The organism is Synechococcus sp. MVIR-18-1, assembly GCF_014279835.1.
Classification (GTDB): domain Bacteria; phylum Cyanobacteriota; class Cyanobacteriia; order PCC-6307; family Cyanobiaceae; genus Synechococcus_C.
This window is the reverse complement of sequence record NZ_CP047942.1, coordinates 586,503-612,564: the sequence shown is the minus strand read 5'-3', so window position 1 is coordinate 612,564 and position 26,062 is coordinate 586,503. Positions and strand designations below refer to the sequence as shown.

Here is a 26,062-nt window from a genome sequence, read left to right as displayed (position 1 = left end):
AGTTTCTAAGAATCACCGAATCCATTTGATTTTTTCGATGATTTCTTGCTCTTTGTCTTTTTCACACCAGCAGGAAGCTTTTCGGGGGATGCATCATCCTTAAAGAAGACTCCATCAAGCCATACAGTGATGATATAAACAACAATTAAAACCGGAATCAATACAGCCCATTGATTCGGAAACTCATAAGGAATCTGTTGAACACCAAAAATCGCCAAATAGCCAGTGATTAATGTAAATACAAACCGGCGGATACTAGCTTGATTCAAGAGAGTTTCTCAACACATTATAATTATAACGCTCTCTACATAAGAGGCAACAAAATTTCTGATTTATTTAGCCATAACAAGCATAATCAATCAGCCGTTAATACTTTCAATGGGGCACACTCTTGCTCACACAGCCCTGACGCTCAGCAGGAATTGAGCACTCTGGATCCTTTTCGCCATACTGACCAGGCTCTCGCATAGCCCAGTATTCATCGACAACACCAAGCAGATAAACCATGGCTTTTTTAAGTGATTTCCTCAAACCCATGGAATTGACCCTTTACAAGTATTTTGGCAACCAATTGCTGGTCATGCAATCAATCACACACAATCCTTTCGCTTGTGCAGCTGGCTAGCCCAACAACAAAGCGGTGGACTGAGTTCACCGCTCAGGTCCTCATGCACTTAGCCCAACAAATCCTTTAAGCACGAAAAGAACGGCACCTTGAATCAACATCCAAAACATACTTTAATGAGTACAATTAGCCGCAAAACAAATCATTCAATTCACAACATGACCAAATCCAGGCCAGTCCTAACAGCTGATCTCTTTGATCAGGCGCTATCCAGCGCATCACTAACAGATGATGAAGAAGAATTAATCGAGTTCGTGAGATACACAGGAGTGATTGATGAATTGATCCTCAGAAAAGGGTTATCCCTACCGGCCAAGCCTCCTGCCCTCTGCAGACTTTCAAACATCTGCGACAAGATTGGTGCCACCATCCCTGATCATTTCGGTGCTGTTATGCAATGGTCAGCGGAACAAAACGAAGACAACATTGCCTGGAAAGGAAACTTGATTTGCAATATCGCCTACAACAGTGATGGGATCGAACTTTCACCCAATGCCGGCACAACCTTGTATTACACCTATGTGGTGCATCAAGAACTCTTCATCGGTTTGGGATTTTAAGCCCTAACTACACCGCTTCTCGTGAATAGCTCAACATCTTGAGCCGTGAGATCAAGAGATTCCCTTAGGTTCAGCGAATTAGCGTTGCCTTGAAAAAACCAAGACCTAATCCCATACCCTTAGGCTTATCTTCCAGAAAAGTGATCGCCAATTCAAAATCCATCAGGCCCTTCTCCTCGATGAAATCGCGTGGAAGTTGACCGCTTCGTTGATCGAGGTAACGCCCATGGATCTCTTCTTTGTTCTTACTTAAAAAGTCAACAATCTCCTGAAGCACATGATCGCGCCATTCGTCTTTGTCGCCTTGCTGCACCTGGCTTTCCTTCATAACGCATCACATCAACTCGACAACGCTAAGACGACATGAGGCGAACCATCAAGCCTGCGGGAAGGCATAGTCATGGGCGTCAAACAACGTCCAACCACCTTCACGATCCAGCTCCAGCACAGAGTCGTGGAAGGGCAGCAAAGATGATCGGTGCCCCACACTCACATATCCAGCGCCAGCATCACGGAGGAGCTGATACACCGCTTTTTCCGTTGGAATGTCTAACGCGCTCGTGGATTCATCGAGAAGCACAAACTTCGCCTTAGCCAGCAAAACCCTCGCAAAGGCAATTCTCTGCTGCTCTCCCACAGAGAGCACCCTTGGCCAATCAATGAAGGCTTCCGATGACTCAAGGGTCTGGTGGACGGAGGTGAGGGAGACCGAGTCGAGCAGTGAGTACATCCGCTCCTGGTTGAGATCCAACTCAACATCTGGATAGAGCAGCTGTTCGCGCAAGGAGCCTGAAAACACATAGGGCTTCTGCGGAACAAAGATCACCCCCTCCCGAAATCCCCGTGATGCCACCACTCCAGAGGAGGACGACCAAAGGCCGCTGAACATCCGAAGCAACGAGGTTTTTCCACATCCCGATGGCCCCACAACAAGAAGACGACTCTCTTGAGCAAGATCGATGCTGAGGTTGCGCACCAACGTGCGCTCCCCGGATGGAATCTTCAGAGTTGCAGACTCCACATGAATCATCACCCCAGGAGCTAGCAATTTGGCTTCGGGAGCTGAATGCGATGCAGACAATGACGGGCCAGTCTCGAGATCACCTGCGCTCAGATCGAAACCATGACCAATTTCCGTGAGGCGTTGACCATTGGAAAGCAAGTTAGCGATATCATTGAAATTATCTACAACAAAGCTAAAAGCTCGCGTTACAGCCCCGAATGCCATTGATACTTGAGTGAAAACACCAAACTCAATTTCGCCCTTGAAGTAAATCGACCAAAGCAAAAGATAAGGAGCCAGATAGGTAAAATTCCTGAAAGCGATAGAAATAGACTTCACCACAGAACTGACTCGAATTACACGGTATTGATTTCTAATTGCACCGAATAATGTATCAATACCACGCGCCCACTCGCTTCTTTCGCCACTATAGAAAGCAATCGACTCAGCATTATCTCGAACACGCGTCAAGGAATAACGGAAATCAGCATTTAGCCGCAGTTGAACATAATTCAGTCGAACTAATTTCTTGCCTACAAAAGCGATAAGGCCAGTCGTGAAGACCGCATATATAACCACATAAAGAAGAATCCGCGCATCAATAGTAATCAAAACAACAGCGAAACTTGCCGCCGAAACGCAAGAGTCAACAAGCTCAAAAAACAACTCAGAGCTTTGCTCCGTAAATTTATCAATATCCTGAGCAATTCTCTGATCAGGGTTATCAATCGGAACACCATCAACTACACCAGTAGAGCTAATCTGATAAAAGAACCTCCCACCTAGATAACCACCAAAGAAACGTAGAGTCATCGCTTCACGCCAAAAATTAGCGAATGCACCTTTAGTAAAACTATAAGCATAAATAGCTGGAATAAAAACACACAACAAAACAAAAATCTGAATCAATCCCCTACGAGAGCCGTCAACATCTCTCGCTACGAATGAATTGGTCAGATCCCTAAAAAAGTAAGTTATAAGAACTGAGAGTGCGCTTACTACTAATAAAAACCAAAAAATAACTAGTACATACAACCAAGCCACACGCCGACGCGAGTCCATCCCCCGAAGAGGCCATGCAGCGAAACAACCCGCCAAAACGGACAACACCGTGAGCACAGCTAAGGCGCGGCTATTCACAAGCCAGCCAGCAAATTCAACCATCACACTCAAACCACCGATCAAGTCAGCTGGAAGAAAATGAGTGATCAGACCATTCACAGTGAAGATAGTCCAGGCCGATAAGCCAAGAGACACAGCAATCACTGAGCTCATCAGAGCGAAAAACAGCTGCAGTGAGCGCCGATCCGTGCCATTCACGAAAAAAGGCAATAACAACTGCCTTAGATCTTTCGTATTCGTTGCGCCCATCAACACTCCGTTGCCGTTCCCCATCCTGAAGGCCAGTTAGTCCCTTCGACAAAGGGTCATTGAATAGCCTTGAAGTAGATCGCATCAACGCCTTGCAGCGTCCTGTCCCAGAACCGGCGACAGCCACCCGGGCCATTCACCACGGCGAAAGCTTCGCCAGCGAAACCGGCACGGTGATGCCCCCCATCTATGCCACATCCACGTTTGAGCATGGCAACCCAGGCGGGTTCGATTACACCCGCTCGGGCAACCCCAACTTCCGCATCCTTGAAGGCGTTCTGGCCTCTGTGGAGGCGTGCAGCCACGCCACGGTGTTTGGTTCGGGAGTGAGTGCGATCACCGCAATTGCCTCCACCCTGAGCCAGGGAGATCTGGTGCTCTGCGAAGAGAACCTCTACGGCTGCACCGTGCGCTTATTCGAGCAGGTGTTTTCAAAGTTCGGAGTGCGCACCGAATGGGTTGATTTCACCCATCCCAGTGCTGTGGCCCGCATCGAGAAACAACGGCCGGCGATGGTCTGGTTGGAGAGTCCCACCAATCCACTGCTCAAGGTGATTGACCTCAGTGCGGTCTGCAGCGCTGCCCGCTCCGCCGGCGTACCCGTAGTGGTCGACAACACCTTCGCCACCGCCTTGGTGCAACGTCCTCTGGAGCTCGGCGCCACCCTCTCACTCACTAGCACCACGAAATACATCAACGGACATTCCGACGCCCTCGGTGGTGTGGTTTGCACTGATGAGCCCAGCTGGCATCAAAAGATGGTGTTTGCCCAAAAAGCATTGGGGCTGATGCCCTCCCCCTTCGACTGTTGGCTGATCACCCGGGGCATCAAAACGCTGCCCCTGCGCCTCAAACAACAGATGGCGAATGCCGCTGCAGTGGCGGATCATTTGGCATCCCATCCCTCCGTGTCGTGGGTGCGCTACCCCGGACGGGACGATCATCCGCAGAGGGCTGTGGCCTTGCGCCAAATGAACGGAGGCGGAGCGATCGTGACGATTGGATTAAATGCAAGCCGTGAACAGGCCTATGCCGTATGCAAAGCCCTGCGTTGGTTCACGATGGCCGAAAGCCTTGGCGGAGTTGAGAGCTTGATCTGCCATCCAGCCACCATGACTCACGCCGCCGTTTCTGCGGAGATCAAAGAGGCCCTAGGAATCAGCGATGGATTGATCCGTCTCTCCCTTGGCTGTGAAGACATCACGGACCTCTTGATCGATCTCGATCACGCGCTCGCCCTGCTTCCGTGAGCCCCCGCGATCTGCTGCGCAATCCCTGCTGGCAAGGCGAGGACCTCGGCCATCCGTTGCCTGACAGCACCCATGCCGTGTCTGTGGCCCTACCGCGCTGGCGCGATGTGATCGCCTACGAAGACAACGATCCGCAGTGCCGGTCGCAATTGCGAGCGTTTTATCCACGCTTTGCGCTCCATCCGTTGGTTGCGGAGGTAGCGCAACAAGCCTTAGCGATGCTCCCTACTGGGATGTGCTCGGCTGGATCGAGTGCTTGGCCCTACCCCAACGCAGCTGCCGCCCAGCTCGCCCAACACCATTGCCAATCTCAAGCACCTGGTGCTTCCACCCAAATCGTGGATCAGCTCGGACTCTCCGTCTTGATTACCAACGCTGACGCAAGCCCCCATGCCAAGGCGTTCTGGCAACACGCTGGTTTAGGGGCCTCGTCTCGACGTGCTGCAATCAGCTTGAACAAGGAAGCAGCACCAGCGGCTGCGAGCGCTGAACAGGCCAAGGCCCTTGTGATCGAGCGACTGGCCGCCATCTATGGATGTGACACCCAGCAGTTGAGCTTGCATCCCTCCGGGATGGCTGCTCTTCATACAGCTCTTCAATCAGTCACGGCGTTGCGCCCCGGACGCCCCACCCTGCAAATCGGCTTTCCTTATGTAGATGTGTTGAAGCTGCCTCAGGTGGTGTTCGCCGGCAGCGAACTGCTGCTCGACAGCAGCAGCGCAGCCATAGAAACCGCTCTTGATCGCATTGATCCAGCAGCCGTGATTGTGGAACTACCCAGCAATCCACTCCTTCAATGCATGGATCTGTCCACCCTCTCCCGCTTGGCTCATGCCCGAGGGATTCCAGTGATTGCAGACGACACGATCGGCTCTTGCTTGAACATCGATCCCCTGCCTTATGCAGACCTGATCTTCAGTTCACTCACGAAAAGTTTTGCCGGTCGTGGTGATGTGTTGTCTGGAGCACTGGTTGTAAGTCCATCCTCCCCATGGGAGCAAACCTTCCGAGATCAGCGTTCAAGAGCAGGATGTATTGGCCTTGGCGATGCCGATGCGATGGCCTTGGAGCAAGGAAGCCGCGATGTCCAAGCACGGGTTCCTCAACTCAATCGCCATGCCCAAGCCCTGGCGGCACAGCTCAGCAACCACCCGGCAGTGGCTCGCGTGTATTACCCAGATCAATGCGCCAATTTCCGCAACCTCTTGCGCCCCAACGGCGGACATGGCTGCCTGCTTTCGTTTGAGCTCAAGGGCGGTAGCGATCAAGCCCAAGCCGTCTACGACCGGTTGGCGGTCTGCAAAGGGCCAAGCCTGGGTACACCCTTCACCTTGGTGTGCCCCTACGTGCTGTTGGCTCACTACGACGAACTGCCATGGGCCAAAGCCTGCGGGGTGCCCTCTCACCTCTTGCGCGTCTCGGTCGGACTCGAACAACCTGAGGAGCTTTGGCAACGGTTTGAGCGCGCCCTCGCTCCGTCAAGCCACTAAAAACGCAGCGGATCCTGCGTTGGTCAAGGTCAAGCCTCTCGCTCACAGGGATTCTCACAGCGGCTGGTTGGAGCCAACATCCAGCTCTTCAGACTCTGCCTAAACAGCAGCCGGGGAGAAAGCGATCAAAGCGCACGTCAAAAGCGACAGATCACAAGTGTTGATTGGAAGCCAAAAAATGATCGGATCGGTTGAGCCAAAACCACATCAACAGACATCGAACTCTTAATAAGGCCTGAAGCTGGAATGAAGTGCCAGTGATGGCAATTAAATTTCTAGAAAATAATTCCAGCCTCATGTCCCGCGTCTACGCCGACAACAGCCAAGCCATCGGCAACACCCCTCTCGTTCGCCTCAACCACGTCACCAAGGGTTGCAAGGCAACCGTTTTGGCCAAAATCGAAGGCCGCAACCCCGCCTACAGCGTGAAGTGCAGGATCGGCGCCAACATGATTTGGGACGCTGAAAAGCGTGGCGTTCTCTCCGAAGGGAAAACCATCGTGGAGCCCACCTCAGGCAACACAGGCATTGCCCTGGCCTTCACTGCCGCGGCTCGTGGTTACAAGCTGATCCTCACGATGCCGGAATCGATGTCGATCGAACGGCGACGGGTGATGGCCGTGCTTGGCGCCGAACTGATTCTCACGGAAGCCGCCAAGGGCATGCCTGGCGCCATCGCTAAGGCCAAGGAAATTGCCGATAGCGATCCTGCCAAGTACTTCATGCCTGGGCAGTTTGATAATCCCGCCAACCCAGAGATCCACGAGAAGACCACAGGTCCTGAGATCTGGAATGACTGCGATGGAGCGATCGATGTCTTTGTTGCCGGCGTTGGTACCGGTGGCACCATCACCGGTGTCTCGCGTTACATCAAGCAGCAAAAGGGCAAGGCCATCACCTCGGTTGCCGTTGAGCCAAGCCACAGCCCTGTGATCACCCAAACCATGAATGGTGAGTCTCTCAAGCCAGGTCCACACAAAATTCAAGGCATCGGCGCTGGCTTCATTCCCAAGAATCTCGATCTCTCCGTGGTCGATCGCGTGGAGCAAGTCACCAATGAGGAGTCGATCGAAATGGCCCTGCGTCTGGCCCAGGAAGAAGGCCTTTTGGTAGGAATTTCTTGTGGCGCCGCGGCCGCAGCGGCCATTCGCCTCGCCAAGCTGGATGAATTTGCTGGCAAAACAATCGTGGTGGTTCTGCCTGACCTCGCCGAGCGCTATTTGTCTTCAGTGATGTTCGCCGATGTGCCCACCGGCATCATCGAACAGCCCGTTCCTGCCTGATCACCACCTTTCTGATCAACACCTTCGCGAACGAGCGTGGTGCCGCCCCGTCTGAGCAAGGGGCTTTTTGATGGGGCCGCTCAAGGGCTCCCTTAGGCCGCTCCTTCAGGGCGTGCATCAAAAAGCACCGCCTCAGGAGCAATCCACATGGCATCTCCATAGGAATAGAAGCGATACATCTCCTCGATCGCTGCGTCATAGATCTGGAGCAACTGGTCGCGACCAATTAATGCACTCACGAGCAACAAAAGGGAGCTCTTAGGCAAGTGAAAGTTCGTGAGTAAACCCTGCACCACCTGGAAGCGATAGCCGGGCTGAATCACTAGGTCCACGGGGCCCTTCAAGGGCTGCAAACTCCCTCCACCCGCAGCAGCTGCAGCCTCCAGTGCGCGCACGCTTGTTGTACCCACCGCAATCACCCGGCCGCCTCGCGCTCGACAGGCCGACACCGCCTCCACCACCTCAGAGCGCACCTCCACCCATTCACTGTGCAAGGTGAGGTCGGTCAGATCTTCTGTTTCCACGGGCCGAAACGTGCCCAAGCCAACATGCAGGGTGACATTAGCCATTGAAACTCCTCGCTTTGCAATCGCTGCAAGCAAGGCATCGCTGAGATGCAGTCCCGCCGTCGGAGCGGCGACCGCTCCTGGACGCGTGGCGTAACGGGTTTGATACCGCTCTTGATCAGAGCTGTCATGCCGTGTGATGTAAGGCGGAAGCGGCACTTCTCCGTAGCGCTCCAACAGTCCTTCCAGGGCAAGCGCATCCGCGCATTCCGCGGGGAACTGCACGATCCGACCTCCGCTGGCCGCATCGCTCGCCAGCACGGCTAAGGGCAGCGGTTCTTGCTCCAAGGCCTCAAGCCAAAGCTGGTCACCAGGCTGCATGCGTTTAGCAGGCCTCGCTAAACACAGCCACCGCCCCTCGCCCCGGGGCTCGAGCACGAGCAATTCACCCAAACCTCCGCCACTGCGCCGCACCCGAAGACGTGCCTTCAGGACGCGGGTGTCATTCACCACCAACAGATCGCCAGGTTGTAACTCCTGCTGCCAGTCCCAGACGCGTTGGTGCCTCAGCTCGGACAGGGAACGCTCTGCAGGGGGCACCACCAACAGGCGCGCATCGTGCCGCGGCTCCACCGGCGCCTGCGCAATCCTTTCTTCAGGTAGAAGGTAGTCATACGAGCTGAGCTGGAGATCGCGTGAGTCAGCCATGATCTGGCTCCACCACAACATCAGCCCATGCTGCCGGTACGAAGTCAGCTCGATCCCCAGCCGTCGGGATGTAATACCTCACCATCGAAAACACTCGACTTTTGCCATCTGAAAGAGCCCTAAACAGGTTGAAAGCCCTCTGGTTAAGAAGGGTTTGATCCAAGTGATCCCTCGGGATAGCGAATGGCATCACAACCGTTGTGCACTGCTCAGGATGAAGCTGCTCATGCTCAACAACAAAATCACAAAAGGGCTTCAGGAGCGAGCTAAATGGGCTCTCAAGCAATTTGAACTCCAAGGCCCCGGTATCAGACCCCGCTAGACGATCCCATTCCTGGCTGAGTTGACCAGCTTCATCTTGATCAACCACCACCATCACAGCCGTGACCTGATCGGCAATCGAACAGGCGTAACGCACGGCTTCAAAGGACGGCTGGTTAAGACCAGCAAGCCAAACGATGGCGTGATGGCTTGGCAACGCTGCATTCGGCTCTAAAAACAGTGGCTCCATACACGGGTCAGGCGCGATTAAACGCTGCACCTCCCGAAAGCGCCTGCGAATCAAGGCGAGACCCCACACCACCAGGGGCAGTGCAATCACCACCGTCCAGGCGCCTTCCGTGAACTTGCTCACGATGATCACCAACAACACCAAGAACGTGGAGAGGGCACCCAAGGCATTCAGAGCCATCCGCCCCTGCCAGCCCGGTCCACGCAACCGCCACCAATGCAGCACCAATCCCAGCTGGGACAGCGTGAACGCCGTGAACACGCCAAGGGCATACAAGTTCACCGCCACGGTGGTGTCTCCATGGCAGATCCAAATGATCAATGCCGAGACAGCCAGCAAAACGCCAATGCCGTTCTGATACACCAAGCGATCTCCCAACCAACGCATCTGCGGCGGCAGGCACCGGTCTTCGGCAAGCATCGCTGCAAGGAGAGGAAATCCTGCAAAGGCCGTATTGGCGGCCAACACCAAAATCAACAGGGTGGAGAGTTGGAGCAACCAAAACAGGATGCTGCCGCTGCCAAACACGCGAATGCCGATCTGGGCCAAAACGGTGACTTGAGAATCCGGCGCAATGCCGTACATGAAGCCCAAGCCAGTCACGGCCAAGAGCATCGCTGCGAGCAAACCACCCATCACAAGCAGCGTCACGCGAGCATTGCGCGCCGCGGGTTCACGAAACACCTGCACGCCAGTGGAAATGGCCTCAATCCCTGTCATCGCCGAACAGCCAGAGCTGAACGCCCGCAAGATCAAAAACAGCCCTAGGGGCTGCAAAGCGGCCTCCAGAGGCGGCGGCTCAGGGGTCCAGCCATGTTGAAAGCTGAGATCGGCCACCCCAACAAGGGTGAGCAGCAGGATCATCACCACAAAAACGTAGGTGGGAATCGCAAAAACTCTCCCCGCCTCACGAATGCCGCGCAAGTTGGCCCAACCCACCAGGGCCAGAAGCAGGAGTGACAACGACAGCTCATGGGGCAGCAAGGAGGGCAGCAGAGACGACAGAGCCTGAGTTCCAGCCATCAAGCTCACGGCAGCCGTCAGGGTGTAGTCGATCAAAAGGGCTGCAGCGGCCACGAGGCTCACATTGCGTCCCAAGTTTTCTCGAGCCACCACATAAGAACCGCCGCCATTGGGATAGGCGGAGATCGCCTGCCGGTACGACAGCACCACAATCACGATCAAAGCGATGATCGCCAGGGTGATCGGGAGGGATTGCTTGAGGGCCGAACTCCCCGCCAGGATGAGCACACCGAGGGAGGCCTCTGTGGCATAGGCCACGGAGGAGAGTGCATCCGACGACAGGATCGGCAGAGCCTGCAGGTTGGGAAGTCGCTCGTGGGCTGCTTGAGCCCGCGGCAATGCTCGTCCGATCAGGCGTGAAAACAACTCAGCAGCAAACACAGCTGCGACTTACAGAGCCAAGCTCTCCGGACGCGTATCGATGAGCTCCGCCAGATCCTTCAGGAAGGCAGCACCATCGGCGCCATAAATCACGCGGTGATCGGCGGTGAGGTTCACCTGCATCTGCCGTTTCACAGCGATCGAGCCGTCTTTGCCAGCCACCACAGTGGGACGAGACGCAGCAACAGCAAGGATCGCGCCGGTGCCTGGGGGCAGGATGGCATCAAAGCGATCCACTCCAAACATTCCAAGGTTGGAGAGGGTGAACGTGCCGGTGCTGTATTCCTCCGGCTGAAGCTGCTTACTGCGGGAACGCTTCACCAGATCCCCCCACTGACGCGACAACTCATACAGATCGGTGCGATCGGCATTGCGCAACACAGGCGTAATTAATCCGCCGTCTTCCATCGCCACAGCGACAGCCACATTCACCTCAGCGGGATAGCTCATGCCAGAGGCCGTGGTGGCGGCATTCACCTGGGGATGCCGGGCCAAAGTCACGGCCACGGCTTTGGCAAGCAGAGCCGTCATCGTGACGCCTTTGGGCTTCACCTGCTTGTAAAACGCATCGAGCTTGTCGGTGGTGATCGTGTATCCAACGCGGAAGCAGGGCACCGCCAAGCTCGCTTCCATATTGCGGTTCACGGCCGCCTGAAGGGTGTTGAAGGCCACGGTGTCGCCAGGAGCACCGAAACTGTTGCCAGCAGGAGCCGACGGTGAAGCCGCTCCAGCAGCACCAGCCACGGCAGCGGCCGACGTGCCTTCACCCACTCTTGGTGGCGTAACCGGACGACCGGCCGCCTTTTCAACGTCTTCCGCCTGGATACGACCATTGGGGCCAGTACCGCGCAGACGGGCAAGATCCACACCCATTTGGGAGGCCAACTTGCGGGCACGGGGGCTCACGATCAACCGTCCGTTGCTCACGGGTGCAGCAGCAGGAGCGGAGACGGGAGCGGGGGCCGCCACAGGAGCGGGGACGGGAGCGGGGGCCGCCACAGGAGCGGGGGCAACAGGCGCAGCTGGGGGCGCTGGAGCAGCAGGTGCTGCAGCGGCTGAGGCTGTCGGTGCGGCGGAAGGGGCTGCGGTTGGGGCTTTGGCCTTCGCGTCAGCAATTTCCGCTTCCGTCTCCACAATCAAGCCGATGGTTTCACCCACGGGGGCCGTGCTCCCCGCAGGCATCAACACAGCAGCCAGGTAGCCCTCCTGAAAGGACTCCACATCCATATCGGCTTTATCTGATTCAACAACGAGAACGGATTCGCCTCGCCCCACCTTGTCTCCGGGCTGTTTGAGCCACTCCACGATTTTGCCCTCCGTCATGGTGGAGCTGAGGGCAGGCATAAAAATGTCGTGGGTTGCCAAAACCGTCTCCAGAAGAGCTAATCAGAGAGATTTTACGGCCCGGGTTAGCCCTGCTCGATCGACTCGATCACGCCATCGCGCACAACGACCGACACCTGCATCTTGCTGACCAAATTATCGCCAACTTTGATGTCACAAAAACTATCGAGTTGACCCTGTTCCACGATCTGATCCATCTCTAGTTCACGTACTTGAGCCTGTTGCTGCAACAGGTTTCGCTTTTGCTCCTCTAACTCAGAGCGTTTTGCCGCCACCTGTTCCTGGACTTGAGCCACCTGATCCTGCACACGGGGGTCGAGCGGATTCGCACTCTGACGACGCACCTGATCCACCACCTGCTGTCCCTCTTGCTCCAGCTGGGCAAGCTGCTGATCCGAGGTGGCGATGCCGTTGCTCAACTCGCGTTCAGCCTCCTCCTTCCATGCGGGAGTGACCACCGCACGAATGGTGATCGAGCGTTTAATCGTGAGGGTGTTTCCTTCCGACATGAAATTAATGACGTGATGTCAAGCGTCTCAGTCCAGTGGCTGCAGGTCAACCCAAATCAGGGGATGCAGGTATCAGCATCAATTCAGCATCCATAAAGCGCCTGAATCGACTCCCGATCACGTCCGCTGATCCGATCACGACGCTGCTTCAAGGTCTGCGTGAGTAGGCCATTTTCGATTGTGAACGGTGCCACCAACACCACACCCATCACCCGTTCATCCGAACGGGCACCAACGCGCAAACTCAGCAGACGATTCAGTTCCCCGCGCAGCAAACGCCGCAAGTCTTGATCGCCTGGAGTCCCACCGAGATCAGCCGGCAAGCTGAGGCCCTGCTCTACGCCCCAGGCCAACATCGCCTCGAGGCGCGGCACAACCAAGGCCGCCAACTGGCGTTGATCCTGGCCAACGAGCATCACCTGTTCGATCAAGGGGCTAGACACCAGCTCCTCCTCCAAAGGTGCCGGCTCGATGTTTTCACCACTGCTGAGCACAATCGTGTCTTTGGCACGACCCGTCAGCACGACTGACCCATCGGGCAAGAGCATGCCCAGATCACCGGTATCAAACCAGCCATCGCCGTCCAGCACTTTTGTGGTGGCTTCTGGGCGACGCAAATACCCAGCCATCACCTGGGGGCCACGCACCAAGACAACGCCACAATCTCGAAAGCCAAGGGGCTGACGCGTCTCAGCATCCACGATCCGGAACTCCGTATCCGGCATGGGTTGCCCTGAACTTCCACGAATGTTGCGCCATGGACGCCGGCAACTCACAACCGGACTGGTTTCCGTGAGGCCATAGCCCACCAACAACTCAATCCCTACCGCCTCAAAAAAGGAATCCACGTGAGGAGCGATCGCTCCTCCTCCATTGATGGGAAAGCGCAGCTGACCCCCACTGAGCTGCAACCTCAGTTTTGGCCAGATCAGCTTGGACGCCAGGGCATGGGCGGGCCAACGCCCGGCAGATTTCAGGCGCGCCACCAAGCGTTGACGGCGACCCAAGGGCATCAGCATCAGATTGCGACGCTGACGCCGGGCCAAGCAATAGGCACTGCTGTTAGCGAGTGCCGCACGCAGCAGGCGCTGCCTGGATGCAGGAAAGGTTTTCAAAACATCCTCAAACCCGGCTTGCACCGCCTCCCAGAGGCGCGGCACCGTGACCATCACCACAGGTTTCACCCTGGGGAGATCACGTTTGAGCTGTTTGATCGTGGTGTAGCTCTGCGCACAGGCGCAGGAAAAGAAGTAGTACTCCGCACTGCGTTCATAGGCATGCCAGATCGGCAACACGCTGAGCACAGGGGCGCCAGGTTCTGGCCGAGCAACGCAACTCAGGCTGCGCATCTGATGCAACAGGTTGGCGTGGCTGAGCGGAACACCCTTCGGCTGACCGGTGGTTCCTGAGGTGTAAAGGATGGTTGCTGTTGTGCTGGCAGCGCTGGCCGCATCGCGACCCGCATCTGGATCCGGAGCCTGTTGCGTGACGCCAGCCGCCAAAAGATCAACCCATGAGATCACGCCTTGATCCACAGCATCACCTTCGAGCTGCAGCACAAAGCGCAACTGACTGCGCAGCTGCGCAGGTAATTGGAGACGTTGCCAAAGGTCCGCGTTTTGAACCACCAGGGCTACAGCCTTGGCGTCCTCAAGGATGTAACGCAGCTCCTCTACTGGAGCTGAAGCACCACGCACCGCATCCGCTGCACCAGCGCGCATCAGTCCTTGATCTGCCATCAGCCAGCGGGGACTGTTTTCGGCAAACAGTCCCACCACATCGCCCTCTCGAATCCCCAAGGAACGAAACCCTGCAGCCGCAGTCGAGATCCGTTGCGATAACTCCGCGTAGGTGAAATGCTCCGGATGGGCGGCATGGGGTGCATCCACAGCCATGAGCGCACCATGGCGTTGCTCAAGCCACGGCCAGAGTTGATCCACTCTCCCCAGGCTTTGCACATGCTGCTGACGGGCGAGTGATTTCAACTCCCAAGGCGTTGGTCGCCAGCTGGCCTGTGCAAACGAACCCACAACGTTGTTTCAGCTTGCGCCTAGGAGTACCACCCAGAATCAAGACCAGCAAGGTCGCACCAGCTGAGTGACAGGCGCTGGGCCAAGGCATCCCGCAGGAGTGGCTGCACAACGTCAGGTGTGATACCAGGGATCCAGCGCTGCAAACGATCCACCGGACGATCAGAAAGTCCACAGGGCACCACCTGCGCAAACCCTTCCATGTCACACGACACGTTGAGAGCAAGGCCGTGCTGCGTGATCCAACGACGACATCCCACCCCGATGGCCGCCACTTTTCGCCCCTCCAGCCAAACCCCCGTGAGCCCTGGGATGCGTTCGCCCGTCAAGTCCAATGCCGCCAACACATCGATCACCACCTGTTCGAGCTGGCGCAAATACCAATGCAGGTCTGGTTCACGCCGGCGAAGGTCCAACACCGGGTAGGCCACTAACTGCCCGGGGGCATGGTGCGTGACCTCCCCGCCGCGGTCGATGCGATGCAGGGGAGCTGGCGCATTCTCGGGATCAAAGCGCAAGTGATCTTCCGTCGCTCCGCGACCAAGGGTGAAGCAAGACGGATGTTGAAGAATCCAAACCGCTTCTCGGTCTGAGCCTTCCGCAGCGAGTAATTGCTGCTGCCATTTACGTTGCCACTCCCAGGCCTGGGAGAACGGCACGGGCGCAACCGGCTCAAAAAGAAATGCCGCAGACCGCTGTCCTGCGCCTGAGGCAGTTAGTAGGTTGCCGGTAGAACCAGGCAAAGGGGACCGCCATGAAGCTTCTGATCCATGGTCGCAATTTGGATGTGACGCCCGCACTGCGGGAATACACCGAAACAAAACTGGAACGGGCCATCCATCACTTCGACGACCTCGTCAAGGAAGCGGACGTGCACCTGTCAGTGGCTCGGAACCCCAGGGTTCCGCAACAAACCGCAGAAGTCACTGTGTTTGCCAATGGCACGGTGATTCGCGCCCAGGAAAGAAGCGAAAACCTCTACGCCAGCATCGATCTGGTCGCCAATAAGTTGGCGCGGCAGCTGCGACGGTTCAAGGAACGCCACAGCGACAATGGCCATCGGACCACCCCAACAGCAGCGAATGATGTGCTGCTCACGGAACGCGCTACAGAAGACTCACTGCTCGAAGGCAAAGAAGCGCAGCTTCCCAGCCCAGGGGTTCGGCGCAAATACTTCGCCATGCCAGCGATGAGCCTTGAAGAGGCGCGCCATCAGCTTGAAGTGATCGACCACGACTTCTACCTGTTTCGAGATGAGGAAAGCGGTGAACTCCAGGTGATTTATCACCGCAATCACGGTGGGTTTGGCGTGATCCAAGCGCGGAACTAAGGCCAGTGCTTGCCCCTCAACGATGACCGCGTCGCCGCGTCAGCGGGAGCTTCCAGAGCTCCCGCCCTTGATTCATCAAGCCGTTTTAGATCCACTCCTAGAAGAAGAAGCTCTGCACAACATCTGTGATGCAGCCCGACTGCTCGGCTTCGGGGGGCTCTGCACCAGCCTCTGCCACCTAGAAGCGGTGCGCAACCGCATTGGACCAAGCGGGCGTCTTCGCTTGTTTGCTGTTGTGGACTTCCCCTTCGGAACGATTCCAGCGGAGCTGAAACGGGCGCAAGCGGAATGGGCCGCAGCCCGAGGGGCTGATGCCCTCGATGTCGTGCCCAATCTCGCTGCCATCACGGCGGGGCGGGCGGAAGCCTATGCGGAAGAACTCGCGCAGATCTGCGATCTCGGCCTACCTGTGACGGTGATTTTGGATGTGAACCGCTTGCAGCCAGAGCGCCTGAGCTTGGCGGTAGAAGCCGCGATCGATGCCGGTGCTGCGTTCTTACAAGCCGGCAACGGATTTGGAGCGGCCACCACTCCGCTGCAAGTGCGCAAGCTCAAAGAGCTTGCAAGGGGGAATTGCGCGATCAAAGCGGCCGGGGGGATTCAACGCTTGGAAACGGCGCTGGACCTTGTGGAAGAGGGCGCCACGGCCCTGGGAACCAGCCATGGTCCAGCGTTAATTCAGGCCCTCCGGCATCCGCAATGAGCCCGGAACGGCGGATCGAAGGATTGGCTTTAAAGGTTGGCCCCCTCGGAGAGCACGACAGGCTGCTCACCCTGCTGAGTGATGACGTAGGGCTGATTCGCCTGGCCGTACCAGGGGCACGTAAACCACGCAGCAGCCTGGCGGCGGCGGTTCCTCTCACCACCCTGGAACTGCAGGTGGGAGGACGCAGCGGCCTGCTTCGGGTACGCCAACTTCGGGTCCAACACAATTTCGGCAAGGTGGGGCAGCGATTGGAAACGTTGGCAGCCGCCCAGGCCCTATCGGAGCTCTCGATCGCATTGGTCGCTGGCGATGATCCCGTACCAGGGATGCTCAGTGCGGTTTTGATGCATCTCGAGCGTCTCGAGCTGCTGGCCCGAAGGCAGCGTGAATCCGAGCTTGGAAGCGCTGAAGGCGAGCGTGTTGATCGAACTTTGGCAACCCTTGTTCAGGCCTGCGTTCATCTGCTCGCTCTCGGCGGTTATGGCCTCCCACTCCAAACCTGTTGCCGCAGTGGAGCCGCCCTGGCTCCACCGATCGGACATTGGGACTGGCGCTGCAGCCTGCTGGCCGAGGAAGGTCTGGCCATCGGGGCTCAAGCTGGAGCAGCCATTCAGATCAACCCGTCCGAACTCGCTCTGCTTCAGCGGTTAACGCGGCTTGAATTACCGCAACGCCAAGACGGTGGATTGATGGGACCCAGACCGGTTTGGCTCCGCCTATTCACGCTTGTGGAGTGCTGGTGCCGCGTGCATCTCCCAAGGCCCGTGCGCTCGTTTGCCATGGTGAGAGAGGCTGTTCACGCTACGGCCTGCGGTGGGCGATCATGATTCCGCGAATGAACCCATTTTGAGCGGTCCCCCCCTAAATAGCCCGGACCCGGCCCTGCCCACCAGCGCCAATCCAGAAGGTCGCCGCGGCCTTCAAGCCGTGATCCATCTCGATGGCTTCCGACGCCTTTGGGTCGGACAGATCTTCTCCCAACTCGCGGACAAGTTCTACATCGTGTTGATGGTGTATCTGATCGCCCAGTACTGGGTGACCAATACACCGGACAGCAATGGCGCGCTTGCTGAAATCGCCTCTGCGATTCGCATGGATTTCGAGACGCGAGCCCAACGCATCACCTTGCTGGCTACCGGCATCTACGTGGCCAACACCATCCCAGCGATGGTGCTCGGATCCGTTGCCGGTGTCTGGGTCGACCGCTGGCCTAAACGCAGGGTGATGGTGGCCTCCAATGGCCTGCGGGCCCTGCTTGTGCTGTGCACCCCTCTATTCCTTATCCCTGGCCCTCACTGGTTTGGTCTGAGCTGGGGATATTGGGCTCTGCTGGTCATGACCTTTCTGGAGTCGGTTCTGACCCAGTTTTTCGCCCCCGCTGAACAGGCGACGATCCCACTGCTGGTACCAAGAGAACATCTTCTAGCCGCCAATTCCCTCTATCAAGCCACGAGCATGGGGGCCACGATCGTTGGCTTTGCCTTAGGCGATCCAATTCTGCGAGGACTAAATCACCTGCTTCAAATGGTGGGCATCAACGGTGGCGAATTTCTGCTTTTGCCGTTCTGTTACGGCATGGCGGCCATCAGTCTGAGCACCATCCAGATGCACGAACCACCGAGAAAAGACAGCAGCGATTCGGTTTGGAAAGAAATCGTGGCGGGGATACAGGTGCTTCGAGAGCAGGCTTCCGTCCGGGGAGCCATGGTGCATCTCGTGGTGCTTTACAGCCTCTTAGCAGCGCTATATGTCCTGGCGATCAGCCTGGCATCAGCCATCCAAGGGCTTGGGCCAACAGGCTTCGGCACCCTGCTAGCGATGAGCGGCCTAGGGATGGCCATTGGCGCTGTGCTGGTGGCTCAAATGGGCCATCGCTTTAGCCGTCGGCGACTCGCCGCAGCCGGACTGGGCGCGATCACCTGGTGTCTAATCATGCTCGGACAACTGCGCGGAAATCTCAGCATCACCTTGGTGTTGTGCGGCATCCTCGGCATTGGTGCAGCTCTCGTCGCGATTCCGGCTCAGACCACGATTCAGGAAGACACTCCAGAGTCCCAGCGAGGTCGGGTCTTCGGGCTTCAGAACAACCTGATCAATATTGCTCTCAGCCTGCCCCTGGTTCTTGCCGGCGCCCTGGTAAGCAGCATCGGCTTGATCCCGGTGCTCTGGGTGCTTGCGGCACTGTCTTTAGCTGCCGCTTTGTGGGAGCGACCTTGGGAGCGCTGCTAACTTCAGACTCGGCTTCGCGACGGTGCCAGTGGCCCACATTGCCTGGCTCGGCAAAAAAACTCCGTTCTGCGGCAATGTCACCTACGGGCTGAGCACCACAGAGGCCCTAAAGAAACGCGGCCATCAGACCAGCTTTATTCATTTCGATAACCCTGGCGCTCCTGGCAGCAGCAACACATCGTTGTTGGCACACGATCCAGATGTGAGCCTGCCCTATTTGCTGAAGTCTCAGGTGTACACGATTCCCTCCCCTCGGGCACAGAGGGAGTTGCGTGAGTCTTTGAAGAGGCTTCAGCCCGATGTTGTGCACGCCAGCCTCACCCTTTCCCCCCTCGACTTCAGGCTTCCGGAGCTTTGCCAGCCGTTAGGCATTCCGCTTGTCGCAACCTTTCATCCTCCGTTTGACGCGGGCTTGCGCAACCTCACAGCGGGCACCCAACAGCTCAGCTATCAGCTCTATGCGCCTGCTCTCTCCCGATACGACCGCGTCATCGTCTTTTCCGATCTTCAGGCGGATGTTCTGAACCGTTTAGGGGTCCACGAAACTCGCTTAGCCGTCATTCCCAACGGCGTGGATCCAAACCGCTGGTCTCCCGCCCCAAACCATCCCGCCGCGATCAGCAAGGAGCTGCACGACGTGCGCTCACGTCTTGGTGATCAGCGCATTTTTCTATACATGGGCCGGATCGCCACCGAGAAGAATGTGGAAGCGTTATTGCGGGCCTGGCGACTCGTCAAGCCAGCGGGATGCCGACTGGTGATCGTGGGTGACGGGCCCCTGCGCAGCACGCTGCAAAACGTGTACGGCAACGGGATCGGGGATCTGTTGTGGTGGGGCTACGAAGCCAATCTCAACACGCGCATCGCCCTGCTCCAGTGCGCTGAAGTGTTTGTGCTGCCATCTCTGGTAGAGGGGCTTTCCATCGCCCTGCTCGAAGCGATGGCCTGCCAATGCGCCTGTGTGGCGACGGATGCAGGAGCTGATGGAGAAGTGCTCGCAGCTGGGGCTGGCATCGTTCTCAGCACCCAAGGGGTCACCACCCAGCTCCGCACCCTGCTCCCCGTTCTCCGTGATCAACCTCTGCTCACCCAGGAACTAGGACGGCGAGCACGGGAGCGGGTCATGGAGCGCTACCGGATGGTCTCCAACATCGATGCTCTGGAAGAGCTGTACGAGACCCTTATCGCCAAGAAAGCCTTAGCCGCTTAAAGCAGAGCTACTTCGCCATGCCCCGACCATGTTGCGTAGCGGCAACAACAGCTTCGATCAAGGCTGAACGCAAGCCCGCTTTTTCGAGATGACGCAACGCAGCCATGGTGGTGCCACCAGGGGAGGCCACCATATCTTTGAGTTCGCCAGGATGCAGCTCTTGTTCCTGCAGTAAGGCCGCGGTTCCAGCGAGGGTTCGATGGGCCAAATGATGGGCTTGGGCCCGAGGCATTCCCACGGCAACGGCACCGTCTGCCATCGCTTCTGCGATTAAAGCCACATAGGCAGGACCAGAGGAGGTGAGCGCAAGAAATGCATCCAGCCGTTCTTCGGGGAGCTCGAGAACCTCACTAACCGGCTCAAAAAAAGAGCGCACTTGCTTCTTCTGTTGATCAGAGATGCCATTCCCCCAAGCCAAGCCCGTGAGTCCCTGACCCACCAGGCAGGGGGTATTGGGCACGGCACGCACACAGATCCGGCCAGGAAATAATGTTTGAAGCCGCGCCAAGGGAACCCCTGCAAGCACGGAGATCAAAAGGCTTGAACCCGACGCAGGCATGGCTGTTGCAGGTGGCGCAGAGGCCGCAACAGCATCGAGCATCTGGGGCTTAACAGCCAAAAGTTGAACCGATGCCCCCCAAGCTTCTTTTGCCGCAGGATCACTGGCAGCAACAACCTTGACGTCGGAGGGCACTCGCGCAGACACCGTCGCAACGGAGTCCTGACGGCCAACAACCGCGATCGCCTCACCGGCGGGGATGAGTCCCTGCTCAATCAGGGGGATCACAAGGGCCTGAGCCATCCGGCCCAGACCAATTACACCAAAGGCAAATGGCACTGATGGTTCAAAGGGCGGTGGCGCTTGTGGCACTCCAGGCGGGAGTCGGAGCAATGCTGGCCTCAGAAGAGGCTTGCTCAACGTCCTTAGAGACGTGGGTCGGAACGGAGGTTTCGTCCTGGGTGGCGTTGGTAACGGTTACGCAGCTGGGCGCGAACAGAAAAATGCTTTCGCCCACACGCTCTTGATGACCATCAATGGCAAAGGTTCCGCCTGCCACGAAGTCCACAGCGCGTTGCGCTTGATCCGGTTCCATCATCGTGAGATTGAGGATCACCGTTTTGCGCTCACGCAGAGCTTGGATCGCTCCAGGCATTTCATCAAAACTGCGAGGCTCCATCAAAGAGACCTCTGCGGTTCCGGTACTGATGCCAGGCATCCCGATCACATTCGATCCAGTGAAGGATTGCTCAGTTTCGAAGGGATTGCTCGACTCAAGAGTTGCCAAAGCACTCGACATGGAGTGAGAAGGACCTTCTTCGACGTCGTCCTGTTCGCCAGTGTCGTAATCGAGGTCGTCATAATCACCATCAAGGTAATCATCACCCGCAACGACAGCACGAAGACGAGAAATCAGCGACACCGGAAACTAAATCAAACCTGAACCCTGAATAGCGCTCTACAGAGTTGTGAGCAAGAGTGACTGGGCGATTTGATCATCTTCACAACAGGCTGCCCTGACAAGTGGGGGTCAAACCAAGCGTTCTGGCCGTGGTCCAAACAATCCAGACCCCACGCGAACCCAGGTAGCACCTGCCTTAGCAGCCTGCTTCCAGTCCCCGCTCATCCCCATCGAGCAATCGGGCAAATCGAGCTCATCCGCAAGGGTTCTGCAGTCGGAGAAGAGGCTATGGCGGTCTTCGGGCGCTAAGCCAAGGGGGGCCATGGTCATCAGCCCAATGGGCTTTAAGCCTGGAAGCGATTGCAGCTGTGGCCAAACCTCACGCAAGGCATCCGGCTCCCAGCCACCCTTCGCCGGGTCGTCGCGAAGTTTGACCTGAAAAAACACCTCCGGATTTTGGTTTTCCTCCACCGCAATCCTTGAGGTGCGCTCTGCGAGTGCCTGAGAATCGATCGAATGAATGACGGGAAAGGCCCGCACGACTGCCCGGACTTTGTTGGCCTGCAGGCGTCCAATGAAATGCCAACGCAAGCCGCTGAGGTCATCTAAGTCTTGTTGTTTCGGGAGTGCTTCCTGCACTCTGCTTTCACCAAAATCAACTTGCCCCAAGGCCGCCAGCTCACGCACCGCTATTGCCGGGTGGCCTTTGCTGACAGCCAGCAGATGGACAGCGTCTGGACAATCAGCGTGAATCGCCTGCCAGCGGGACTGAATCGTTTCAGATTCCGGGCTGCTGGAGGCCATCAAATGAAGGTTTGATCGAACAGCTGCTTCCAATCGGCAAAATCGTCAGCGCGATCACGGCGACAGCGCGCCAGGTGAAGCTCTGCATGATGCCGGGCGTCCTGATAAGGAATCACCTCAAACTGAGCCCCTCTGGGTTGCAGCGTCACCAGGAAAAACATGCGCTGGGCATAAAGCGTGGCGTATAGGTCCCGTCCTTCGCCCGCGGTCGACACCTGATAAAGCATTCCAAAGGTGGGGTGATTGAGATAACGCTCCGCTCCCACAATTCAGTCCATCAAGATTTAGAGAGCACCGTACTTGCCTCTCAATCCCACCACCGCGAGAAGAACCACAAAGGACAGCAGGTTCAAGCCACGCGCCAGTGCAGACGTGTTCTGAACCGGGCGAAAGCAATCCGCAGGCAGCCAACGCCCTCCCCTGGCAATCAAGGCATCAGCTCCTTGCTCAGCCCGCAACAAAATATTGGCAAGAAGTCGCTCCCCCACTGAAAGGAGCAATCCGAATGACGCCTTGAAACCCAGCTGACGCAGATTGACCGCTCGACTCGCCACTGAGCGCACCAAATTCTGCAATTCCTCTTGCACCAGGGGCAAAAAACGGAGAGCCAACAACAACTGAAAACAAAGACGATCCACTGGCAAACCAAGCTTCGTCAGGGGAAACAAACACCAATTCAGGGCCCACATCAGATCTTCGCTTGGTGTGGACAGCAGCATGAGATTCACGCTGTGCACCACGGTGACAATCAACGTTGCACTGTTGAGACCGAGCTCAGCCGATCTCCGATCCACCGAGAGTGGACCCAGGTTGAGCGGCCCAAGCTGAACAGGACCCAGACGCAACAACTCCCAGCTGGACGATTGAAGGGACAAACCCTGCAACTCCTGCACAGGCCGTATGGCCTGCGTGGCTGCTGGGTCTCCCGTTGGCAAGAACATCGCTAGGAGGCCAAAGCCAACCCCGAGACAAAAGACCAGCAGTAGGGAGCGCCACCACAACCTGGCCGGCAAGCCACTCAGGGCGGTGATCCCCATCAAGGCCAGAACGAGCCCCAGACGCCACAACGGACCAGCCAGAACAGGGGTCAGCAAAAACATCACGACCCAGCCCAGCTTCAAACGAGGGTCGATCAGACGCAGCCAACCAGAGCTGCCATCGACGTACTGCCCGATCGGAATCTGTCGCAACCAATCCATGGGAGATCAGCCTTGGCGGTTCTGCTGACGGGACAGCTCCTTTTCCGCATCCCGCTGTTGCTTGCCTCGCCAGAACAACTTCACCGGAGTGCCATCAAAGCCGAGGCCTTCACGAATTTGACGCTCCACATAGCGGCGGTAGGTATCACCAAACAGCTTGGGCTCATTCACAAACAACGTGAAACTTGGAGGACGACTCGCCACCTGAGTGCCGTAGTACAAACGGCCCTGCCGGCCACCGCGGGTGGTGGGAGGACTGCGCCAGCTGAGGGCTTCCTTGAGCACTTCGTTGACAACTGACGTGCTCACCCGGCGGCGGTGCTGTTCCACGGCCAGAGATGCCAAGGCGAAAATGCTGTCGACCCGTTGCCCCGTCAGCGCAGAGGTAAACAGCATCGGCGCCCAATCGAGGAAATAGATCTTGGCGCGCAGCTCCTTTTCCATCGCCGACATGGTGTGGCTGTCTTTTTCCACCGCATCCCACTTGTTCACCACCACCACGCAAGCGCGACCGTCCTCTTCGATCCGTCCTGCTAGGCGTTGATCCTGCTCGGTTACACCATCGAGAGCATCGATCACTAAAACGCAAACATCACTGCGTTCGATCGCCTTAAAACTGCGGTTAATCCCAAAAAATTCTGGCCCGTAATTCACGCTGCGTCGCCGGCGTATCCCTGCGGTGTCGATCAATCTCCAGGGACGATTTTCCCGTTCAATACGCGTATCAATCGTGTCGCGAGTCGTGCCACGAATCGGACTCACAATCGCCCGCATTTCACCACAGATGGCGTTGAGCAAGCTGGACTTCCCCACGTTGGGGCGGCCAATGATCGCGAGCTGAATCGGCTCCTCTTCATCACTCTCTTCATCCTTGGGAGGAAGGAAGGTGAGCACCTGATCGAGCAGCTCGGCGGTGCCAGCACCATGGATCGCGGAAATCGGATGGGGTTCGCCAAGACCGAGCCTCCAAAACTCCGCGGCCATCCCCAATCCCTGCTCAGGAGACTCACACTTATTCACCGCCAACAGGGTCTTGCAGTTCTGCGTTCGCAGCCATTCCGCGATCGATTCATCTGCAGCCGTAAGTCCTTGCTGACCATCCACAATCACCAATGCCACGCTGGCTTCAGCGAGGGCGAGGCTGGCCTGCTCCCGAATCTCAGGAAGGAACTCACTGTCGTCATCGAAGACCAAGCCTCCGGTGTCCACCACCTTGAATTCTCGATCGCCCCAATAGCCGTCTTGATAGGTGCGATCTCTCGTCACACCTGGCTGGTCGTGAACGATCGCCTCACGACTTCGACAGAGACGATTCACCAAGGTGGACTTGCCGACGTTGGGACGCCCGATGATTGCGACGACCGGACGCGCCAAAACAGGAGCCCAAAAAAACTTTCTTGACAGTACAGAGGTGACCCATCACAGAAATACGAAAACATTCAGAAAGAGACGTGTGAGACGCATGCGACACAGCTAGGCCTGTGACAGCGACGTCAGCGGCACAACCATGCTTGAGCTCATTGCAACGCTCGTGGTCGACCTCTCCGACCAGACCCTCACCGTGCTCAACGAGCAAGAACAAACCGTTCGGGTCATTCCCGTGAGTACAGGCAAAGCCTCATCCCCCACACCCACGGGCCATGCCTCCGTACTCACGAAATACCGCTCGGTCACCATGCGCGGACGCACCTATGTTTCCCCTGGCGTGCCCTACGCGATGTGCATCACGGCCAATGAAGCCATTTGCATGCACGCCGCTCCCTGGCAAGAGGATGCCGGCCATGCCTTTGGCGTGCCAAGAAGCCACGGCTGCGTGCGCATGCCAACCCTGCAGGCGCGCTGGCTGTTTGAAAACACACCCAAAGGAACCAAGGTGATCATCCAAGCCTGAGGATTAAGCCTGCAAACAGGTCACCATCGCGGATGACGCCTATCCCCTTTGGGTGAATAAAGATCTGCCGCTGAGCGCTTACCCCGCTCGCGAGGAGGAGAACCGCCCTTCTCCTTGAAAATCAAAAGTATTACATTTTGTAAACAGGACGCTTCGGTGGAACGGAGAGCCTTTTCGGGAGGGGTTAGACGCCCTCCTTTTTTATGCCTGCTGCTCAACGCACAGGAAGATCACCAGGATGGCCGCTCACGGGATTGAGTGGCGGATCCAGTAGCGGTGGCAGGGGTCCCTCGTCTGCCAGCAACTGATCGTGGGATGCAAGCCAGGCCAGCAGCCAATTCACGGCAGTAGCGCGACGCGTGCGCCGTGGGTAAAGCTCCCCGATCCGATACCCCGCAAACTTCAACTGCTCTTTCAACAGCTGTTTGTGCTCGCGGGGGATCGAGCGGGTGAGTTGCACGGAAGCAGGGCGAATGCTGATCACTTCGGGGGCCTGGGGGAATGCCTCTCGCCACGCCGAGGGCGTCTCAGGTCCAGCAAGCCAGATCAACCCTTCGCCTTGAGGCTGGTACCCCAAGCGCTCCCAGACCCGCTCCGCCACAAAGCGATCGCTCATGCGGTCTTCCAGGATTCGATTCAGCAACAAACGGCTCAGCGGCCAAGGGGTAGGGGGCATGCGAGCAGAGACCGGAGACCTCC

General features: G+C 57.1%; 26 protein-coding genes. 10 read left to right on the top strand and 16 right to left on the bottom strand.

All coding sequences use genetic code 11. From position 1 onward, the window contains the following. Window positions 1-5 precede the first annotated feature (5 nt). Complete coding sequence (locus SynMVIR181_RS03275; RefSeq protein WP_186589971.1) at window positions 6-269, bottom strand: hypothetical protein; 264 nt, start codon at window positions 267-269, stop codon at window positions 6-8. A 514-nt stretch (window positions 270-783) separates the two neighbouring features. On the opposite strand from SynMVIR181_RS03275, the gene SynMVIR181_RS03270 reads away from it, so the two are divergent. Then, complete coding sequence (locus SynMVIR181_RS03270) at window positions 784-1,185, top strand: hypothetical protein (protein ID WP_186589970.1); 402 nt, start codon at window positions 784-786, stop codon at window positions 1,183-1,185. Window positions 1,186-1,255: 70 nt separating this feature from the next. Here the strand turns inward: SynMVIR181_RS03270 and SynMVIR181_RS03265 are convergent, their stop codons facing one another. Then, window positions 1,256-1,513 carry a hypothetical protein gene (locus tag SynMVIR181_RS03265; RefSeq protein ID WP_186589969.1) on the bottom strand — a complete coding sequence of 86 codons (258 nt, stop codon included), beginning with the start codon at window positions 1,511-1,513 and terminating at the stop codon, window positions 1,256-1,258. A gap of 48 nt (window positions 1,514-1,561) precedes the next feature. Then, window positions 1,562-3,250, bottom strand: coding sequence for an ABC transporter ATP-binding protein/permease (locus SynMVIR181_RS03260; RefSeq protein ID WP_186589968.1), 1,689 nt, complete (start codon window positions 3,248-3,250; stop codon window positions 1,562-1,564). A gap of 401 nt (window positions 3,251-3,651) precedes the next feature. Between SynMVIR181_RS03260 and SynMVIR181_RS03255 the strand changes: the two genes are divergently transcribed. From SynMVIR181_RS03255 to cysK, 3 genes are all read left to right on the top strand, one after another. Then, entirely contained in the window at window positions 3,652-4,809 is a 1,158-nt protein-coding gene (locus tag SynMVIR181_RS03255) for a PLP-dependent aspartate aminotransferase family protein (protein WP_186589967.1), read from the top strand. Further along, window positions 4,806-6,299 (top strand): PLP-dependent transferase, encoded by a 1,494-nt coding sequence (locus SynMVIR181_RS03250; RefSeq protein WP_186589966.1) that lies wholly within the window; start codon window positions 4,806-4,808, stop codon window positions 6,297-6,299. Before SynMVIR181_RS03255 ends, SynMVIR181_RS03250 begins: the two co-directional genes overlap by 4 nt. Window positions 6,300-6,595: 296 nt before the next feature. After that, window positions 6,596-7,582 (top strand): cysteine synthase A, encoded by a 987-nt coding sequence (gene cysK / locus SynMVIR181_RS03245; RefSeq protein WP_186589965.1) that lies wholly within the window; start codon window positions 6,596-6,598, stop codon window positions 7,580-7,582. A 92-nt stretch (window positions 7,583-7,674) separates the two neighbouring features. Here the strand turns inward: cysK and queA are convergent, their stop codons facing one another. From queA to lipB, 6 genes are all read right to left on the bottom strand, one after another. After that, window positions 7,675-8,799, bottom strand: coding sequence for a tRNA preQ1(34) S-adenosylmethionine ribosyltransferase-isomerase QueA (gene queA, locus SynMVIR181_RS03240; RefSeq protein ID WP_186590467.1), 1,125 nt, complete (start codon window positions 8,797-8,799; stop codon window positions 7,675-7,677). After that, window positions 8,789-10,711 (bottom strand): APC family permease, encoded by a 1,923-nt coding sequence (locus SynMVIR181_RS03235; RefSeq protein WP_186589964.1) that lies wholly within the window; start codon window positions 10,709-10,711, stop codon window positions 8,789-8,791. The genes queA and SynMVIR181_RS03235 overlap by 11 nt, the downstream gene beginning before the upstream one ends. Window positions 10,712-10,720: 9 nt before the next feature. Beyond that, a complete protein-coding gene (locus SynMVIR181_RS03230; protein WP_186589963.1) occupies window positions 10,721-12,076 on the bottom strand; it encodes a dihydrolipoamide acetyltransferase family protein in 1,356 nt (451 codons plus the stop codon). 44 nt (window positions 12,077-12,120) lie between these two features. Next, the gene (locus tag SynMVIR181_RS03225) at window positions 12,121-12,564 is read right to left on the bottom strand and encodes a YlqD family protein (protein WP_186589962.1); all 444 of its coding nucleotides are present in this window, start codon (window positions 12,562-12,564) and stop codon (window positions 12,121-12,123) included. Window positions 12,565-12,647: 83 nt separating this feature from the next. Further along, on the bottom strand, window positions 12,648-14,594 hold the full coding sequence (locus SynMVIR181_RS03220; protein ID WP_186589961.1) for an AMP-binding protein: 1,947 nt from the start codon (window positions 14,592-14,594) through the stop codon (window positions 12,648-12,650). Window positions 14,595-14,614: 20 nt separating this feature from the next. After that, entirely contained in the window at window positions 14,615-15,337 is a 723-nt protein-coding gene (gene lipB / locus SynMVIR181_RS03215) for a lipoyl(octanoyl) transferase LipB (RefSeq protein ID WP_186589960.1), read from the bottom strand. Between the two features lie 11 nt (window positions 15,338-15,348). Between lipB and hpf the strand changes: the two genes are divergently transcribed. Genes hpf through SynMVIR181_RS03190 form a run of 5 tightly spaced genes read left to right on the top strand, consistent with a single transcriptional unit; the run spans window position 15,349 to window position 20,069 of the window. Continuing rightward, the gene (hpf, locus tag SynMVIR181_RS03210) at window positions 15,349-15,924 is read left to right on the top strand and encodes a ribosome hibernation-promoting factor, HPF/YfiA family (protein WP_186589959.1); all 576 of its coding nucleotides are present in this window, start codon (window positions 15,349-15,351) and stop codon (window positions 15,922-15,924) included. A 22-nt stretch (window positions 15,925-15,946) separates the two neighbouring features. Beyond that, entirely contained in the window at window positions 15,947-16,627 is a 681-nt protein-coding gene (locus tag SynMVIR181_RS03205; RefSeq protein WP_186524695.1) for a 2-deoxyribose-5-phosphate aldolase, read from the top strand. Continuing rightward, window positions 16,624-17,457, top strand: coding sequence for a DNA repair protein RecO (locus tag SynMVIR181_RS03200; protein ID WP_186524694.1), 834 nt, complete (start codon window positions 16,624-16,626; stop codon window positions 17,455-17,457). The genes SynMVIR181_RS03205 and SynMVIR181_RS03200 overlap by 4 nt, the downstream gene beginning before the upstream one ends. 19 nt (window positions 17,458-17,476) lie before the next feature. Then, the gene (locus tag SynMVIR181_RS03195) at window positions 17,477-18,859 is read left to right on the top strand and encodes an MFS transporter (RefSeq protein WP_186589958.1); all 1,383 of its coding nucleotides are present in this window, start codon (window positions 17,477-17,479) and stop codon (window positions 18,857-18,859) included. A 28-nt stretch (window positions 18,860-18,887) separates the two neighbouring features. Continuing rightward, the gene (locus SynMVIR181_RS03190) at window positions 18,888-20,069 is read left to right on the top strand and encodes a glycosyltransferase family 4 protein (RefSeq protein WP_186525408.1); all 1,182 of its coding nucleotides are present in this window, start codon (window positions 18,888-18,890) and stop codon (window positions 20,067-20,069) included. 7 nt (window positions 20,070-20,076) lie between these two features. Here SynMVIR181_RS03190 and proC read toward each other — a convergent pair whose 3' ends face one another. The 6 genes from proC to der form a co-directional block, all read right to left on the bottom strand. Continuing rightward, complete coding sequence (proC, locus tag SynMVIR181_RS03185) at window positions 20,077-20,907, bottom strand: pyrroline-5-carboxylate reductase (protein ID WP_186590466.1); 831 nt, start codon at window positions 20,905-20,907, stop codon at window positions 20,077-20,079. A gap of 7 nt (window positions 20,908-20,914) precedes the next feature. Beyond that, entirely contained in the window at window positions 20,915-21,490 is a 576-nt protein-coding gene (locus SynMVIR181_RS03180; RefSeq protein WP_186524691.1) for a cell division protein SepF, read from the bottom strand. Window positions 21,491-21,598: 108 nt separating this feature from the next. Beyond that, window positions 21,599-22,273 carry a YggS family pyridoxal phosphate-dependent enzyme gene (locus tag SynMVIR181_RS03175; RefSeq protein WP_186589957.1) on the bottom strand — a complete coding sequence of 225 codons (675 nt, stop codon included), beginning with the start codon at window positions 22,271-22,273 and terminating at the stop codon, window positions 21,599-21,601. Next, window positions 22,273-22,539, bottom strand: coding sequence for a PipX family protein (locus tag SynMVIR181_RS03170; RefSeq protein ID WP_186524689.1), 267 nt, complete (start codon window positions 22,537-22,539; stop codon window positions 22,273-22,275). The genes SynMVIR181_RS03175 and SynMVIR181_RS03170 overlap by 1 nt, the downstream gene beginning before the upstream one ends. Before the next feature lie 18 nt (window positions 22,540-22,557). Next, window positions 22,558-23,472 carry an energy-coupling factor transporter transmembrane protein EcfT gene (locus tag SynMVIR181_RS03165; protein WP_186589956.1) on the bottom strand — a complete coding sequence of 305 codons (915 nt, stop codon included), beginning with the start codon at window positions 23,470-23,472 and terminating at the stop codon, window positions 22,558-22,560. Between the two features lie 6 nt (window positions 23,473-23,478). Continuing rightward, complete coding sequence (der, locus tag SynMVIR181_RS03160; RefSeq protein ID WP_186524687.1) at window positions 23,479-24,846, bottom strand: ribosome biogenesis GTPase Der; 1,368 nt, start codon at window positions 24,844-24,846, stop codon at window positions 23,479-23,481. A 133-nt stretch (window positions 24,847-24,979) separates the two neighbouring features. Here der and SynMVIR181_RS03155 point away from each other — a divergent pair, with 133 nt between their 5' ends. Continuing rightward, window positions 24,980-25,363 carry a L,D-transpeptidase gene (locus SynMVIR181_RS03155; RefSeq protein WP_186589955.1) on the top strand — a complete coding sequence of 128 codons (384 nt, stop codon included), beginning with the start codon at window positions 24,980-24,982 and terminating at the stop codon, window positions 25,361-25,363. A 214-nt stretch (window positions 25,364-25,577) separates the two neighbouring features. On the opposite strand, the gene SynMVIR181_RS03150 is transcribed toward SynMVIR181_RS03155, so the two are convergent. Next, window positions 25,578-26,039: a DUF1823 family protein gene (locus SynMVIR181_RS03150; RefSeq protein ID WP_186589954.1), complete on the bottom strand. Its 462-nt coding sequence runs from the start codon at window positions 26,037-26,039 to the stop codon at window positions 25,578-25,580. Between the last annotated feature and the right edge of the window lie 23 nt (window positions 26,040-26,062).

What these genes read in the sequence shown, in the direction of transcription:
- SynMVIR181_RS03270 (WP_186589970.1), top strand. Translation starts at nt 784, where the DNA reads ATGACCAAATCCAGGCCAGTCCTAACAGCTGATCTCTTTGATCAGGCG.
- SynMVIR181_RS03265 (WP_186589969.1), bottom strand. Translation starts at nt 1,513, where the DNA reads ATGAAGGAAAGCCAGGTGCAGCAAGGCGACAAAGACGAATGGCGCGAT.
- SynMVIR181_RS03260 (WP_186589968.1), bottom strand. Translation starts at nt 3,250, where the DNA reads ATGGACTCGCGTCGGCGTGTGGCTTGGTTGTATGTACTAGTTATTTTT.
- cysK (WP_186589965.1), top strand. Translation starts at nt 6,596, where the DNA reads ATGTCCCGCGTCTACGCCGACAACAGCCAAGCCATCGGCAACACCCCT.
- SynMVIR181_RS03225 (WP_186589962.1), bottom strand. Translation starts at nt 12,564, where the DNA reads ATGTCGGAAGGAAACACCCTCACGATTAAACGCTCGATCACCATTCGT.
- hpf (WP_186589959.1), top strand. Translation starts at nt 15,349, where the DNA reads ATGAAGCTTCTGATCCATGGTCGCAATTTGGATGTGACGCCCGCACTG.
- SynMVIR181_RS03205 (WP_186524695.1), top strand. Translation starts at nt 15,947, where the DNA reads ATGACCGCGTCGCCGCGTCAGCGGGAGCTTCCAGAGCTCCCGCCCTTG.
- SynMVIR181_RS03200 (WP_186524694.1), top strand. Translation starts at nt 16,624, where the DNA reads ATGAGCCCGGAACGGCGGATCGAAGGATTGGCTTTAAAGGTTGGCCCC.
- SynMVIR181_RS03175 (WP_186589957.1), bottom strand. Translation starts at nt 22,273, where the DNA reads ATGGCCTCCAGCAGCCCGGAATCTGAAACGATTCAGTCCCGCTGGCAG.
- SynMVIR181_RS03165 (WP_186589956.1), bottom strand. Translation starts at nt 23,472, where the DNA reads ATGGATTGGTTGCGACAGATTCCGATCGGGCAGTACGTCGATGGCAGC.
- SynMVIR181_RS03155 (WP_186589955.1), top strand. Translation starts at nt 24,980, where the DNA reads ATGCTTGAGCTCATTGCAACGCTCGTGGTCGACCTCTCCGACCAGACC.
- SynMVIR181_RS03150 (WP_186589954.1), bottom strand. Translation starts at nt 26,039, where the DNA reads ATGCCCCCTACCCCTTGGCCGCTGAGCCGTTTGTTGCTGAATCGAATC.